A 16,071-nucleotide genomic window follows, 5' to 3' on the forward strand; every position below is an offset into this window, starting at 1 on the left:
ACTGAGGATCAGAAAGCTTGTTTGAATCGATGTATTTCATCCGCAGATTATGCACGAATGCTAAGAAATCCGGAGTGCAAATATTAACCAAAAAGAAGATCGTTTTTTGATTTATGAAAGAGATCTATTGAAGGTTATATTTTAAATTTTATGGTGTTGCTAATTTGCCGTCAAAATAATTTAAAACTAAAAAAAATTTTGGTTTAATTGCGGCATTAAAAACTAAATTTTAGAATCTAAGAAACTAAAAAGCCCTCCGAGGAGAGCTTAAATATATGAATTATGCAGGCTTAGCGCAGTTTCGATAACCAGTCCCCCAGACTTTGAACAATTTGTACCAAAATCAACAATACAATGACGGTCATGATGACCACGCTACTATCAAAACGTTGATAACCATAAGAAATGGCAAGATCACCGATACCGCCTGCACCTACTGCACCCGCCATGGCTGTTGCACCAATTAAGCTAATGGTTGCAGTCGTTAAGTTTAAAATTAAAGAGCTACGAGACTCTGGTAGGACGAATTTAGTAATGATTTGCAGCGGAGATGCACCCATCGCTTGAGCAGACTCAATGATGCCGTCATTCACTTCAAGCAACGAAGTTTCAATCAGACGACCAATGTAAGGACCAACATAGATTGTGAGAGGAACAATTGCAGCCCAAGTACCAATTGAAGTACCCACAATGACTTTGGTCAAAGGGATGACCGCAATCAGGAGGATAATAAATGGCAATGAACGCAGCGCATTCACAATCGGGTTCAAACCATGGTAGATGACACGGTTAGGCAAAATGCCTTGTGGACGTGAGACATATAAAATCACAGCCTGGATAAAACCCCATATACAGCCGAAGAGCATGGCAAAGAACACCATGTGAAAAGTTTCTTGTAGGGCAGTGACGAACTGATCCATAGACAAAGAACTTTTCCAAAAGGGTGCTGTAATTTGAGTCAGCCATTGAACAATTAAATCTCTCATTGCTGAACTCCTGCTTGAGTGACTTCAACGCCATGTTGTTCTAAGAACGCCACCGCTTGTTGAATCAATGCTGCATCACCTAATAGCTGAACGAACATTTGTCCAATCACCGCACCATTAATTTCAGTCATATTGGCAAACAAAATATTCAGGCTAATATCAAACTGTTTAATTACCGCTTGAATGACGGTTTCCTGTGCCGAACTGCCCAGAAATTTTAAACAATAAATACTGTTATGGTTTTGATTTTCTAGATTATTTAAAATATTAACAGGAAGCTGTTGCTGCAATACAGTTTGAATAAAGTTTTTGGTTGTATTGTGTTTTGGTTGACTAAAAATCTCTAAGGTTGAGCCATGTTCAATGACTTTACCTTGTTCCATTACCGCAACATAATCACAAACGGATTCAATCACATCCATTTCATGAGTGACCATGACAATAGTAATGCCTTGTTCTTGATTGATTTTCTTTAATAACGCCAATACCGATTTGGTGGTTTGCGGATCGAGAGCAGAAGTTGCTTCATCACACAGTAAAATTTTAGGATGATTGGCTAGCGCACGGGCAATCCCGACACGTTGTTTTTGACCACCAGAGAGCTCATCTGGATAAGCATTTTTCTTATGTTTTAAGTCAATAAATTCGAGCAACTCTTCTAAACGTTTTTGGCGTTCAGCTTTAGCTACACCTAAAAGTTTAAGCGGCATTTCAATATTTTCTGCAACAGTTTTGGTTTGCAGTAAATTGAAGTGCTGGAAGATCATGCCAATATTGGTTCTTTCTTGACGCAGCTCTGCCGAATTTAAAGCAGTAAAGTCTTTATCATGAATAATAATTTGCCCTTCACTCGGACGTTCTAGCAAATTAATTAAACGGATTAAGGTACTTTTGCCTGCACCACTGTAGCCAATTAAACCGAAAATACAGCCATCTGGAATGTCCAGATTAATCTGATCCAGTGCTGTAACGGTTTGGCCTTTTAGCTCAAAATGCTTGGAGATATTTTTAAATTGGATCATAGCGTCAAAAAAGGGTTCAAAAATGAAAAAACAGGCAAAGTAAACTTTGCCTGTTTATTTGAAGAAATTATATTACTATTTTGCTTCAGTGAGGTAGCTAGTTGGTTTGTTTACATCAATTTTAGTACCACCAAAATGTTCATCGATGTAAGCTTTAACTGCTGGAGTGTGGTAAAGCGCGCCCACTTTTTGTAGAACTGGGTCATTTTGACGGTCAGCAGCAACAGCAAGAATATTCACGTTCATTTTTGTACTTTGATCGATTGGCTCATAGTAAACCGCATCTTTCAGTACGTTTAAACCACCTTCCATTGCAAGGGTATTACCCAAAACAATCGCATCAACTTCGTCTTTAACACGAACCGCAGTCGCCATTTGGATTGGCTTGATTACGATTTTCTTCGCATTTTCAGTGACGTCAGCAGGTGTACCTTTTACATCGTCAAAATCAGCTTTAAGTTTGATTAAGCCAGCAGATTGAAGTAGTAACAATGCACGTGATTCGTTTGCGCCATCATTTGGAATCGCAATGGTTGCACCTGTTTTAAACTCTTCAAGTTTTTTAACTTTGCTTGAATAGATACCCATTGGTTCTAAATAAGTTGTCGAAAGCGGTGCAATTTTATCTTTATTGTTGTCGTTAAACGCAACCATATAGGCATATGACTGGAATGCATTAACATCAATTTCTTTGTTCGCTACAGCAGTGTTCATAGACACATAGTCAGTAAAGTTTTTCACTTCAAGTTTAATGCCAGCTTCTTTAGTTTCAGGAAGCGTAGCAATATAGCGCCAAATATCAGCATCTGAACCAGTCGAAGCCATGGTAACGGTTTGCACTTCTGCAGTGTCTTTTTGTTGTGCGGCGTCAGTTGCAGGAGCTTCTTGTTTACCACAGCCTGAAAGGCCAACAGATAAACCGAGAACTAATCCTAGGAGCTTTTTCATATATTCACCCGAGTAAATTTATAAAATTAATAAATTCACAAATCATATTATGGAGAGATTTACTTAAGTCTTTTATCAGACAGGCTGATAGATGCTTAATAATTTAAAATGCTACACAGACTTATACAATTAGATCTGAGTCTATTTCCAAATGGGAAAAGATAGCCATTGCAAGCTGCTGTAAACAAAAGATTTAATAAAGTAAATCTCTATATTTCGCTAGGCATCATATCAATTTTTTATTATTCAATATAGTGATTTAAAAAGTTATGCTTAGCAGCAAAAATGTAAATGGAATATGTTTAATTAAATAATTTAATAAGTAAAAACAATATATTATTTATAATTAAACTATTTAAGTACGTCATTTGTATATGTTTAGGTCTATATAACAAATTTTAAAATGTATTGCTGAAAATATGAAATAAGTCCTGTCATTCACAAAATTTGTAACATTCATATGTGAAAATAACGGAGAGCTTCAATCTAATCTGCATTGAAATCTTTATTGATATATTTGAAGTTCAACTCTGATTCATGGTTTTTCAAAATCTTAGATCTAAATCTGAGGAATATTGAATCCGCTACATTGTTTAATATAAACTGCTTAATAATTGATCATAATAAATTACTATGTGAGGCACGCTATGTCAAATCAGTTTGATTTCGTCTCAGTTGTAAAAAAGCCTACGGTTCATTATGATGGCGGTAGATCGGTGAGCCATGTTTTAAAAATGGAAGATGGTAGTCAAAAAACCATCGGTGTATTTTTGCCATCAAACCAACCCATGACGTTTGAGGCACATGTGAAAGAGCGTGTTGAAATCACATCTGGGCAGTGTGTCGTGCAAATTGGGGAGCAGGGCGAGTTTGTTCAATATACGTCTGGCGAAAGCTTTATTGTTCCACAAGATTCTATTTTTAAAGTGCAATGTACTGATGTCGTTGATTATGTATGCCATTTTGATTAAGCATGCTTAGACAGGTTTGCAGTTGCTTCAGCTTTCCAACTTATGATTTTTTATTTCTAAGTCATAGCAATTGTTATGTTTAGAGTTTAAACCCCGCACTTAGCGGGGTTTTTTATATGATTACATGAATGATTTTGCTGTCTTATACGAAATCCTGCGGTGACTAAAATTAAGCTTTTTAACATCATCTATAACCACTGTTTGGCAGAGTTAATGTGCTTTGGTTTTGCTGTGAATAAATATTCAATTAGCAAAATGGAATGTGTAAATAGTCACTACGCTGTATTTCATAGAGTACATGACGGTTTAATGGGTGATCCGCAGCTACACGTGGATGATTAAATTCACGGATTTTTTGTATACCAATGCGTTGCATCACACGTTCTGATGGTGTGTTCAAACTTGCAGTGAAGGAAATAACTTTATCTAGTCTTAAGTTTCTAAAAGCATGTTTGAGTACAGCTTTTGCTCCATCGGTGGCATAACCTTGATGCCAATATTGCGGTAGTAGTCGCCAGCCGATTTCAGGTGCATCGACTATTTCAAACTCAGGTGGGTGTACGTGTAAGCCGATAAAACCAATAAATTCGCCTGTGGCTTTCAACTCAACGGCATATAAACCCCAACCACGTGTTTCTATTGCATCGCGTAGGCGCTGCATAAATGTGGTGGCTTCTGAAGCATCGAGTTTTTTTAGAAAATAACGCATGACGTCGTCATCTGCACACATTTGGATAAATGGGGCAGTGTCGGAGTCTTTCTATTGGCGGAGGATGAGGCGAGGCGTTGCGATAAACTGATTCATGCTAATTCATCTTTATCTTTTAATTGCTTTGCTTTCTAATAAATATAGTTCATTAATCAATAAAAATTCACGTATTTGTTGTGAATAAGGCTTATCAACTTCACTATGTGCACGTTCATTTCTATAAGCAGTAAATATATTGGTAAATAGACAACCTAGGGCATTTGAAACCTTTTCATTGTTTGTATCCCATGAATAAATTGATTTGCGTTGTTTATCTGAAATGAATGCGGTTTTTAAAAGACTGTTAGAAAACAGACTATGATCATTAATTTTATCTTTGACAATATCTTCTAATCTTGTATATGCCGTTAAGATTGAGTAATTGGGATCATCATTAAATTTAAGAGCAAGATCGAAAATTCGAGAATCAACCAAGTGGAAAGGTAATTCTGTTGGATAGAAACGGTCATTATTGATTTGGTATTCCGTAGTTTTATAAATTGCATAGATGTATTCGTATATGTTAATTGGCCTTACAACTCTAGCTGTGAACATTGTTTCAAGATCTGCATCTGATAATGAACTATGATTTACTTTCTTCATTAATTTTTCAGAAATATTAATTTCTTCAACTTCTATATTGTGCTTTAAAAGAAGTTGCAGTGATGATGCTAATCCTTTAGGTCCTTCACCAGAATAGCCTGAACTAAAGCCTGATCTGATAATGTAAGTATTTCTATTAGATTTGATTAAATATGCATGTATTTGATTGCAAGATAAAAGTAATGCTTTTTCAATATATGTTTGAGTTTGGAGAATGACACCAATAGCGTCTAAACAATCTTGAGTATAAGGTGTCCCTAAATATTGTATTTCTTCAGATGGTCGATTAAATAAATTAAAGATCATTTTAATAAAGTATTTGTTTGATATTTAATTGAATATATCAAAAAAAACCCGCACTCGGCGGGTTGTTTATTTAATTTAAATTAAGATTAAGCATTTTCACGCGCAATTGCGCGGTAACCAATATCTTTACGGTATTGAACACCATCAAAAGTCACTTTTTCGCATAGTTCAAGCGCTTTGGCTTGTGCTTCACCAATCGTGTTGCCTAGAGCAGTCACACAAAGTACACGACCACCAGCAGTCACAATGTCACCATTCTCAAGCGCTTTTGTACCTGCATGGAATACTTTTGCATCAGCCATTTCTGTGTCTAAACCAGAAATCACATCACCATTGCTAGAAGTTTCTGGGTAGCCTTTAGATGCAAGTACGATACCTACAGTCTTACGCTCATCCCATTCAGCTTCCGCAGGTAAGTTACCAGCGATACCAGCTTCAACCAAATCAACTAAAGATGATTTTAAACGCATCATAATTGGTTGAGTTTCAGGGTCGCCAAAACGACAGTTGAACTCGATCACTTTTGGTTGACCTTGTTCATCAATCATTAAGCCTGCGTATAAGAAACCTGTATAAACATGACCGTCTTTTTTCATACCTTCAACGGTAGGACGCATCACTTCATTCATGGTTTTTTCAAATACGTCAGCAGTCACAACAGGCGCAGGAGAGTAAGCACCCATACCGCCAGTGTTTGGACCTTGGTCACCTTCAAAGATACGTTTGTGATCTTGAGACGTTGCCATTGGCAAAATGTTGTCGCCATCAATCATGCAAATGAAAGATGCTTCTTCACCTGCCAAGAACTCTTCGATGACAACGCGTGAGCCAGCATCGCCAAATTTGTTGCCTGCAAGCATGTCATCAATCGCATCAAATGCTTCTTGATTGGTCATGGCAACAATTACGCCTTTACCCGCAGCAAGACCATCTGCCTTGATTACGATTGGTGCACCATTTTTTTCAACAAATGCTTTTGCTGCATCTACTTCTGTAAATACATCATAGAAAGCAGTTGGGATGTTATGGCGTTTTAAGAAGTGCTTCGCAAATGCTTTAGAGCCTTCAAGCTGTGCAGCAAATTGAGTTGGGCCCCAAATTTTTACACCCGCTTCACGGCAAGCATCCACAACACCATTTACAAGCGGTGCTTCAGGGCCAACCACGATTAAATCCACCGCATTGTTTTTAGCAAAGTCGATAATCGCAGCGTTGTCTAAAATATTTAAGGCAACATTTTCGCATTTATTTTCAGTTGCAGAACCCGCATTGCCCGGTGCTACAAATACTTTTGCAACTTTGTCATCTTGTGCGATTTTCCATGCCAATGCATGTTCACGACCGCCATTACCCAAAACTAAAATATTCATCGGTTCATACTCCATGAATCGAAAATGACATAAAGTCCTCAACCTGAAAGCAGGAGAGGACTTTATGCAAGATTAGAAATCTAGTGTATTAAGCAAAAGACTGTGCTTAATTGTCATGATCAAGTTGCCAACTTAGTGACGGAAATGACGCATGCCAGTGAAGACCATTGCAATACCAGCTTCATCAGCTGCAGCAATCGTTTCGTCATCACGCATAGAACCACCCGGTTGGATAATGCATTTGATGCCCGCTTTTGCAGCGTTATCAATGCCATCACGGAATGGGAAGAATGCGTCAGATGCCATTACCGCACCTTCAACCACTAAACCAGCATGTTCAGCTTTAATTGCAGCAATACGAGCAGAGTTAACGCGGCTCATTTGACCTGCGCCAACACCAATGGTTTGACGACCTTTTGCATAAACAATAGCGTTAGACTTAACGTATTTCGCAACTTTCCAAGCAAAGATCAAGTCATCAATTTCTGCTTCAGTTGGCGCACGTTTAGTCACAACTTTAAGGTCATCTTTCGTGATCATGCCTAAGTCTTGGTCTTGAACCAACAAACCGCCATTCACACGTTTGTAATCTAACTGAGCTTTACGTTCAGTAATTGCAGGAAGCTCGCCGCATACCAGTACACGTACGTTTTTCTTCGCGCCAGTCACTTCAAGCACGCCTTCAGCAACGCTTGGAGCAATGATCACTTCAACAAATTGACGGTCAACAATGGCTTGCGCAGTTGCAACATCTAATTCGCGGTTAAATGCAATGATGCCGCCGAATGCAGATTCAGGGTCAGTTGCATAAGCAAGGTCATAAGCCGCTTGGATGCCGTCTAAAGATACTGCTACGCCACATGGGTTTGCGTGTTTTACGATGACACATGCAGGCTTAGCAAATGATTTTACACATTCAAGTGCTGCGTCAGTGTCTGCGATGTTGTTATAAGATAATTCTTTACCTTGAAGTTGTTTCGCAGTAGAAACAGATGCTTCAGTTGCTGTGTCTTCTACATAGAAAGCAGCAGATTGATGCGGGTTTTCACCGTAACGTAAGTCTTGAACTTTGTTCAATTGAGTATTGAAAGTACGCGCAAATTTATCTGCTTGACCTTCTTCCTTACCTACGCGAGCGCCTAAGTAAGATGCAATCATGCCGTCATACTGTGCAGTATGTTCAAATGCTTTAACCGCAAGGTCAAAACGAGTTGCATGTGATAATGCGCCTTCAGCTTTTAACTCTTCAACAACAGTTGCATAGTCAGATGCATTTACTACGATACCTACAGATGCATGGTTTTTCGCAGCAGCACGAACCATAGTCGGACCACCGATGTCGATATTTTCAATCGCATCAGCAAGTGAGCAGTTCGGTTTTGCAACAGTTGCAGCAAACGGATAAAGGTTAACAACAACTAAATCGATTGCATCGATGTTGTGTTCAGCCATCACAGCTTCGTCTAGACCGCGACGAGCTAAGATACCACCATGAATTTTCGGATGTAGCGTTTTTACACGGCCGTCCATCATCTCTGGGAAACCTGTGTGCTCTGAAACTTCAACTACGGCAACATTATTGTCTTTCAACAATTTGTATGTTCCGCCAGTAGATAAAATTTCTACCCCTAGAGCAGCAAGTTCTTGTGCAAATTCAACAATTCCAGTCTTGTCAGACACAGAGATTAAAGCGCGTTTAATAGTCATGATCTTCGTCACAGTTTTCAAGGAACAGATTAAAACAAAATTAGCAAAATGCAGGTTAAAAAAAATGCCTGCGGAAGCCGCAAGCATTTTATCATTTATTCACTCATTAAACCGTGAGCTTTCAACTTTTTACGTAAAGTACCACGGTTTAAGCCGAGAATCTCAGCAGCGCGGGTTTGATTACCACGTGTATATTCAAGAACTACAGATAGAAGAGGCTTCTCCATTTCCGCCAGCACCATATCGTATACCTGAGATGGTTGCTCGCCTTGCAATTGTGCAAAGTAATGGCGAACTGCGCGATCTACGTGAATACGAAGAGCGACATCAGATTGTGCAGTAAAAATAGGAGATTTGCTATTCATGCGAATTAATCCGAAAAATCAAATATCACTTGGGTAAAGTGATTTGTTAAAAGTGGTCTATAAACTTGAATGAACTCCGTTTTAGTTCCTAATGCGGAGTTCTAAAACTTGTACATTACTTGTAGCTTGACACAACTCGCAAAATTGTTCGAAAAATAAGCGTAACAATAGATTAATAATTGTTACAGCCTAAAAAACAAACAAAAAATCTACTCAATACGCAATAAATATTAAAGCGCACGGTTGGGATTGTATTTGTTGTGAAAAATTAGCGAGGAGTTTGCAGCACAAAGCTTTCGTGGCGCGTATCATACCATTGTCTAGGAAAAAGTGAGCAAGAAAACTGCATTTTTTTTATGTTTTTTTTACTTTTTTAATAGTTTTTTCCAATATTAGGGGCGAATCAACTCAATTGAATAATTATCGAAGCTTTTGCGTGCAATTGGTAGGCTAAATTGGAATTTAAAAGGACTACTTTTTGGGATCCGTTGGATGCCATGCAGACTTTTGTCCAAATACTCTTCAGGTAAAAGCGTATAGTTTGCTATTTCAGCACCATTTTCTTTTAGTGAAATTTTCATATTGGGTAAGGCAAGGCTACGGTCATGAAAATTGATCATTTCACCAGTAAAACGTGTTTCATTATTTCCAATGCTACGAATTTTGACTTTTTTGGTACTAATTAAACTGTAATGTTCCTCTAGACGTGAACAATTGAATACATCACAGACCGCAGTAAATGCAGCACCCATTACTGGGCTGTTTTTTAAATATTGTGGATTGAACCAGAAAAACTGGAATATAAGTGCACCAAATAAGAAAGCATTAATACAGAACCACATAAAATAATTCAGTGGTGTACGTTTTTTATCTTTTTCAGCCTGTTCTGCCCAATTTACAGCAGGCAGGTTGCCGATTGGTTCGGTGCTGAAATAATTTAAGTTATTTAAATAAGTTTTTAGATCGATATTAGAGTTTTCGACTTTTTGATCAAATAGTTTTAATAAATGGTGGGTTGGTGTTTCTTCAACAGTCACTGGTGTAAGCGTATTATTAAATTCGCTGACATTAATAATAGTATTGGAGTTTTTTTGCGGTGCATTTTCTTGCTCAGGGGTAGAAAAAGACAACGCTTTATCTACCACCAAATGAGACAGTGCATTAAAAGATGTAGAGCACTTTGGGCAACAAACCATGCCCTGAGCGACAGTAAGCTGCGGAACAGTTACTTTATATGTTGTAAAACAAGTTGGGCAGTTAGTTAATTTGTCGCTCATAAGTACACATTTTAAATTTTAATACTGTTGGCGTTTACCCGAAATTCGGCACCATGTTTCGTCACGTTTTTCTACGTCTAATATATCAAAAAATTCAGAATAAACACTAGAAACATCAGAAACTTGCTCTTCAATTACACCTGCAAGTGCGAACTCTCCCTCAGATTTAATTAAAGTTGAGAATTCTGCAGCCAAAGCCATTAGAGGGCCTGCAAGAATATTGGCAACAAACACATCGGCTTTTTGTCCAGCAAGCTCTTGGTTGAACTCTTCAGGTAGGCCAACATACAAATTTTTGAGCACACCATTCAATTCGGCATTTTGTTGTGTTGCTAAAACGGCTTGTGGGTCAATATCAGTGGCATAAACTTTTTTTGCACCCAAAAGTAAAGCGGCAACACCTAAAATACCAGAACCACAACCGTAGTCGATTACGATTTTATCCTTTAGATCAACTTTACCTAACCATTGTAGGCATAAGAATGTTGATGCATGGTTGCCAGTACCAAATGCCAGACCTGGGTCTAGTTTGATGTTTACGGCGTCTGCTTCTGGCGCTTCCATCCATTCTGGTACGATCCAGTATTTTTCACCAATTTGGATAGGCTCGTAAGCATCCATCCATGTGCGTTCCCATTCTTGGTCTTCAATGAATTCGCTACGCATTGGCGCATCAGGAAGTTGAGCTTTAATAAATGTTTCTAATGCTGCAACATCAATTTCTTCATCATCTTCTTGTGCATATATACCAGTTACGATCACTTTATTCCAAAGTGGTGTTTCACCTGGAAGTGGTTCAAGTAAATCCTGATTTTCTGCATCATCTAGCGTGACACTGACTGCACCTAAAGAACTGAGCAGCGTTTCAGTGTAATCAACTTGAGCTTTTTCAACAGTAATATGAATTTGTAACCACTTCACGGACATAACCTAAATGAGTTTTATAAAAAGCTATTGTAACGGAACTCGGCAACTTGCAGCTAGCGATTATCAAAATTGACAAAAAATAAAAGGATGCACGTGGCATCCTTTTAACTTTTCAGTGCCTTAACTTTTAATTGTTTCGGTTGTCGTTGTCGAGATTGGTGCAAAACGTGTAATTAGGAAGCCAAATACAGCGGCAAAGATGTACATAAAGATTGAATATACTGCCGCAGGCATTGCAACTGCAGAGCTGGCCATCACTGTTAAGGCAATGGTCATGGCCAACGTGCTGTTATGAATCCCGATTTCAAATGCACATGCACGTGCCTGAGCACTATTGATACCGAACAGTCTTGGAACAAAATAACCGATACATAAGCTGAAGATGCAGAATAGAACCGTTGCTAAGCCAACTTGAGTTAGATAAGCCGCAATATTTTGTCGTTCAGAGTAAATAGCACCGATAATAATTAAGATGAGAAAGACCACAGCAAAGATACGGAGTGGTTTATGCAGTTTCTCAGTCAGTTTAGGTGCATAGTGACGAAGCAGCATGCCTATACCGACAGGGATGATAATGATGCCGAAAACTTGGAGGATTTTTCCAAACTGCAGACTGATTTGTTGCCCTTCTTGCATGAAGTGCATGATCGAAAAATTCACGATCAATGGAAGGGTTAATGCCGCAATGACAGAGTTGATGGCAGTCAGGGTAATATTTAATGCCAAATCACCTTTAAATAAATAACTAAATAAGTTAGCTGTACTACCACCGGGTGAGGCTGCGAGTAGCATCAAGCCGACTGCAAGGAGTGGTGGCAAGGCCAGCAGTTTACATAATAAAAAGGCAACGCCGACAAGTAACACGAGTTGGCAGAATAAAGCGATTAACACGGCTTTAGGATGTTTGGTGACACGTGCGAAATCTTTGGGGGTAAGTTCTAGCCCAAGCCCGATCATAATAAAGGCCAGTGCTAATGGCAAAAGAACCGTAATAATTCCAGAATCCATCGTATTTATTCTCCTTGAGCATATTTAATGGTTTTTCACCAAAGTCCTTATGGTGATTGCGTTAGAAAAAATAGTTTATGTTTTCACTTGTTGAATCAGGTGGCTGCCACGGCGTGTCAAAATAAAACCAAATAAGGTCGCCAATAAATACATAAAAATAGAATAAACACCGGCAGGTATCGCCACTGTGGTGTTTTCAAGCACACTCAGTGCGATAGTTAACGCGATACTGGTGTTATGAATGCCGATCTCAAAGGTACACGCACGTGCCTGCTTTTCCGGTACACCTGCGAGGAATGGAATTAAGTAACCCAAAAATAAGCCACTGAAACAGAGTAAACAGGTCGCAATGCCGACGCTGGCAAAATACGTAATGATGTTGGATTGTTCACGCAAAACTGCGAGTGTAAAGATAAGAATTAATAAGAAAATAGACAACATTCGCATCGGTTTGTTGATGTGATACGCAATGGTCGGAAAGGAGTTGCGAATAAACATACCGAAACATACCGGTATCAAAATAATCAGAAATACATGGGTGATCTTGTCGATAGGCATACCAATGCTAGTGCTTTCACCAACAAAATGCAAAATGGATAGGTTGACGATAAAAGGCAGTGTAAAGCACGAAACAACTGAGTTGATGGCTGTTAAGCTAATGTTTAATGCAACGTCACCTTTATATAGGTAGCTAAAAAGGTTAGCAGTGGGGCCGCCGGGTGAAGCCGCAAGCAACATGAGCCCGACCGCGAGCAAAGGGGGTAACTCAAGTAACTTACAAAGGAAAAAAGCAATACTGGTCAGTAGAATAAGCTGAGTAAATAAAGCGATGAAAATAACTTTTGGATAGCGTCCAACGCGTAAAAAGTCTTTGACTGAAAGTTCAAGCCCCAAACCCATCATCATAATGGCTAAAGCAATGGGTAGAAAAAAAGCAAATAATCCCGAATCCATGGAATTTCCTGATATTTTTATCCTTATAGTATTTTTGAGTTTATCTCAGTTTAATAAATAAGCAATAAATAAAAGCGAGTAAAAACTGATGTTTTACCCGCTTTATTTTTGATCTGTTAATTGGTCGATATTTTTATCGACAACTGTTTATTTAGGACGAGGAGGAGTGAACCCTAAAGCACATTTTCCTTTAATTTCTTGTCCATTAATCGTTGCAGTAGTGGCTTTTGCATCTGCACTACATGTGCTTAATAATTCTGCTTCTTCGCCATGCAGATTTGCATTTTTGGAAGAGCTAAAAAATTGTGGTTCGCAGGTACCATTCCAGATAATACCGCGATAGGCAAATGATACTTGAGCGCCTTGGCTTTTACCTTTACAGACTTGTTGATATCGCTGTGCATCATACACTTTCTCAACTTTATCATTGGCTGAGGCAGCAAGTGGTGATAAACATAAACCGCATAAAACCGTGGATAGCAAAATATTCTTATTCATGCTTATAGTCCTTATGATTCTCATGGGATCTATAACAGAATAAAAAATCATCAGAATAAAACAACAATCTTCGAGTAACATTTGCTTGAGAAATGTATATTTTTATGTGGAATATGCAAAGTATGTATGTTCATAAAGAAATATATAGGCATAAAGCAGTAGTCAATAACAATAAAATCGAGTTAATCAGTCAACTTATCGGTGAATTTTTGCTATAATCTTCCGTCATCCTTTTTTAATCTCCTTTACCACTATGCATTATCCTAAAGTTTACGATGTCATTGTTATCGGCGGCGGTCACGCGGGTACTGAGGCAGCTCTTGCTGCGGCACGTATGGGTCGACAGACTTTACTCTTAACTCATAATATTGAGACTTTAGGGCAGATGAGCTGTAACCCAGCCATTGGTGGTATTGGTAAATCACATTTAGTACGTGAAATTGATGCGCTTGGCGGTGCTATGGCATTGGCTGCCGACAAAGGTGGTATTCAATTCCGTATTTTAAACTCACGTAAAGGTGCGGCTGTTCGTGCGACTCGCGCACAGGCTGACCGTATTCGTTATAAAGCTGCGATTCGTGAAACCCTCGAAAATCAAGCTAACTTGGATATTTTCCAACAAGCAGCTGATGACCTTATTGTTGAAGGCGATACCGTTAAAGGTGTAGTCACCCAAATGGGTATTCGCTTTGATGCGAAAACTGTTGTATTGACTACAGGTACATTTTTGGGTGGTGTGATCCACGTAGGTCTAAATAATGCTTCAGGCGGTCGTGCGGGCGATCCTCCTTCAATTTCATTGGCTGCGCGCCTTCGTGAATTGAACTTACCTGTAGGTCGTTTAAAAACAGGTACACCGCCACGTATCGATGCGCGATCAGTTGATTTCTCTGTAATGACGCCACAGCCGGGTGATTTCCCATCTCCGACTATGTCATTCATGGGTGATGCGTCGATGCATCCTGAGCAAATCAATTGCTATATCACACATACCAACGAGAAAACTCACGATATCATTCGTGGCGGCTTAGACCGTTCACCAATGTATACCGGTGTGATTGAAGGTGTAGGTCCACGTTACTGCCCATCAATCGAAGATAAGATTCATAAATTTGCCGATAAAGATTCGCATCAAGTGTTCTTGGAACCTGAAGGTTTGGACACACATGAGCTTTATCCAAACGGTATTTCAACTTCTTTACCATTCGATGTTCAGTTTGAATTGGTTCGCTCGATTCGTGGTATGGAAAATGCGCACATTTTGCGTCCAGGTTATGCGATTGAGTACGACTATTTCAACCCACAATCATTGAAATTCTCTTTAGAAACCAAATCGATTAATAATCTGTATTTTGCAGGTCAAATTAATGGTACAACAGGTTATGAAGAAGCGGGTGCGCAAGGTTTGCTTGCAGGCTTAAACGCAGCACGTCGTGCATGGGATCAAGAGCAATGGACACCAAAACGTGATGAAGCGTACATGGGTGTATTGGTTGATGACTTGATTACTTTGGGTACTAAAGAACCGTACCGTATGTTCACTTCGCGTGCGGAATACCGTTTGATGTTGCGTGAAGACAATGCGGATCAGCGTTTAACAGCAATTGGCCGTGAAATGGGTCTGGTAGATGATGCGCGTTGGGATTCGTTCTGCCAAAAAATGGAAGCTGTTGAAACTGAAAAAGGTCGTTTACAACACCTTTGGGCAGCGCCAAACAATCCACTAGGCAAAAAATTCGTTGAAATGACTGGTGATGACCTGTCTAAAGAAACCAATGCAATTGATTTGTTAAAACGTCCAAATATCAACTTTGCGCAAATTGCTGAATTGACGGGTTCAGAAGTTTCAGCATTTGTGGGTGAGCAAATTGAAATTGCAGTGAAATATGCGGGTTATATTAACCGTCAGCAAGAAGACGTTGCGCAAATGAAGCGTTTGGAAGATACACGTATTCCTGCTGATTTTGATTATGATGTCGTTTCTGGTCTTTCACGTGAAATCACCATGAAGCTGAAAAATGTATTGCCTGAAACATTGGCACAAGCAAGTCGTATTCCAGGTGTAACACCTGCGGCTGTTCAATTGGTGATGATTACGATTCGTAAGAATAACCAAGCGAAAAAATCTGCATAAGATTTTGAGTTAAATAAAAAACCCGCAACTGAGCGGGTTTTTTATTGCCAATAAATTATTGGCTGTTGCTATTTGATCGGATTAAATGAATATTTTGATCATCATTAGTTTTAGCTATGGTTTGATTATTAAAACCTTTCATAAACCTAAGTGATTGATAATTAATTATAAATACAAAAAATAAGATCTAAAAAATATTGATATACAAAGTTTTAGGTTTTAATGGTGGGCTTTTGGTCGTGTGAAT

The 16,071-nt window shown here is 38.9% G+C and carries 14 protein-coding genes and 1 pseudogene; 2 read left to right on the forward strand and 13 right to left on the reverse strand.

The annotated features are described in order from the left end of the window. Window positions 1–290: 290 nt before the first annotated feature. From FTU06_RS01275 to FTU06_RS01285, 3 genes are all read right to left on the reverse strand, one after another. Window positions 291–986 (reverse strand): methionine ABC transporter permease, encoded by a 696-nt coding sequence (locus FTU06_RS01275; RefSeq protein ID WP_078188742.1) that lies wholly within the window; start codon window positions 984–986, stop codon window positions 291–293. Beyond that, the gene (locus tag FTU06_RS01280; RefSeq protein ID WP_078188741.1) at window positions 983–2,008 is read right to left on the reverse strand and encodes a methionine ABC transporter ATP-binding protein; all 1,026 of its coding nucleotides are present in this window, start codon (window positions 2,006–2,008) and stop codon (window positions 983–985) included. The genes FTU06_RS01275 and FTU06_RS01280 overlap by 4 nt, the downstream gene beginning before the upstream one ends. Before the next feature lie 75 nt (window positions 2,009–2,083). Continuing rightward, window positions 2,084–2,956, reverse strand: coding sequence for a MetQ/NlpA family ABC transporter substrate-binding protein (locus FTU06_RS01285; protein ID WP_180007758.1), 873 nt, complete (start codon window positions 2,954–2,956; stop codon window positions 2,084–2,086). Window positions 2,957–3,603: 647 nt separating this feature from the next. On the opposite strand from FTU06_RS01285, the gene FTU06_RS01290 reads away from it, so the two are divergent. Next, entirely contained in the window at window positions 3,604–3,927 is a 324-nt protein-coding gene (locus FTU06_RS01290; protein ID WP_180007759.1) for a pyrimidine/purine nucleoside phosphorylase, read from the forward strand. 247 nt (window positions 3,928–4,174) lie between these two features. Here the strand turns inward: FTU06_RS01290 and FTU06_RS01295 are convergent. The 10 genes and pseudogenes from FTU06_RS01295 to FTU06_RS01340 form a co-directional block, all read right to left on the reverse strand. Then, window positions 4,175–4,732, reverse strand: a pseudogene (locus FTU06_RS01295) (GNAT family N-acetyltransferase). 12 nt (window positions 4,733–4,744) lie between these two features. Next, a complete protein-coding gene (locus FTU06_RS01300) occupies window positions 4,745–5,584 on the reverse strand; it encodes a TIGR02391 family protein (protein ID WP_180007760.1) in 840 nt (279 codons plus the stop codon). An 86-nt stretch (window positions 5,585–5,670) separates the two neighbouring features. Next, complete coding sequence (purD, locus tag FTU06_RS01305; protein ID WP_078193712.1) at window positions 5,671–6,954, reverse strand: phosphoribosylamine--glycine ligase; 1,284 nt, start codon at window positions 6,952–6,954, stop codon at window positions 5,671–5,673. A 132-nt stretch (window positions 6,955–7,086) separates the two neighbouring features. Continuing rightward, the gene (purH, locus tag FTU06_RS01310; protein ID WP_180007761.1) at window positions 7,087–8,661 is read right to left on the reverse strand and encodes a bifunctional phosphoribosylaminoimidazolecarboxamide formyltransferase/IMP cyclohydrolase; all 1,575 of its coding nucleotides are present in this window, start codon (window positions 8,659–8,661) and stop codon (window positions 7,087–7,089) included. Between the two features lie 95 nt (window positions 8,662–8,756). Next, on the reverse strand, window positions 8,757–9,026 hold the full coding sequence (gene fis, locus FTU06_RS01315; RefSeq protein WP_001086304.1) for a DNA-binding transcriptional regulator Fis: 270 nt from the start codon (window positions 9,024–9,026) through the stop codon (window positions 8,757–8,759). 392 nt (window positions 9,027–9,418) lie between these two features. Next, the gene (locus FTU06_RS01320) at window positions 9,419–10,303 is read right to left on the reverse strand and encodes a DUF3426 domain-containing protein (RefSeq protein ID WP_180054446.1); all 885 of its coding nucleotides are present in this window, start codon (window positions 10,301–10,303) and stop codon (window positions 9,419–9,421) included. An 18-nt stretch (window positions 10,304–10,321) separates the two neighbouring features. Continuing rightward, window positions 10,322–11,224, reverse strand: coding sequence for a 50S ribosomal protein L11 methyltransferase (prmA, locus tag FTU06_RS01325; protein WP_180063568.1), 903 nt, complete (start codon window positions 11,222–11,224; stop codon window positions 10,322–10,324). Between the two features lie 126 nt (window positions 11,225–11,350). Next, a complete protein-coding gene (locus tag FTU06_RS01330; protein ID WP_180084298.1) occupies window positions 11,351–12,238 on the reverse strand; it encodes a bile acid:sodium symporter family protein in 888 nt (295 codons plus the stop codon). 75 nt (window positions 12,239–12,313) lie between these two features. Beyond that, a complete protein-coding gene (locus FTU06_RS01335) occupies window positions 12,314–13,192 on the reverse strand; it encodes a bile acid:sodium symporter family protein (protein WP_078188732.1) in 879 nt (292 codons plus the stop codon). Between the two features lie 147 nt (window positions 13,193–13,339). Further along, on the reverse strand, window positions 13,340–13,690 hold the full coding sequence (locus FTU06_RS01340) for a hypothetical protein (protein WP_078188731.1): 351 nt from the start codon (window positions 13,688–13,690) through the stop codon (window positions 13,340–13,342). 253 nt (window positions 13,691–13,943) lie between these two features. On the opposite strand from FTU06_RS01340, the gene mnmG reads away from it, so the two are divergent. Beyond that, entirely contained in the window at window positions 13,944–15,824 is a 1,881-nt protein-coding gene (gene mnmG / locus FTU06_RS01345; protein ID WP_180003879.1) for a tRNA uridine-5-carboxymethylaminomethyl(34) synthesis enzyme MnmG, read from the forward strand. Window positions 15,825–16,071: the final 247 nt, after the last annotated feature.

This window comes from Acinetobacter sp. YH12052 (genome assembly GCF_013419835.1).
GTDB lineage: Bacteria > Pseudomonadota > Gammaproteobacteria > Pseudomonadales > Moraxellaceae > Acinetobacter > Acinetobacter amyesii.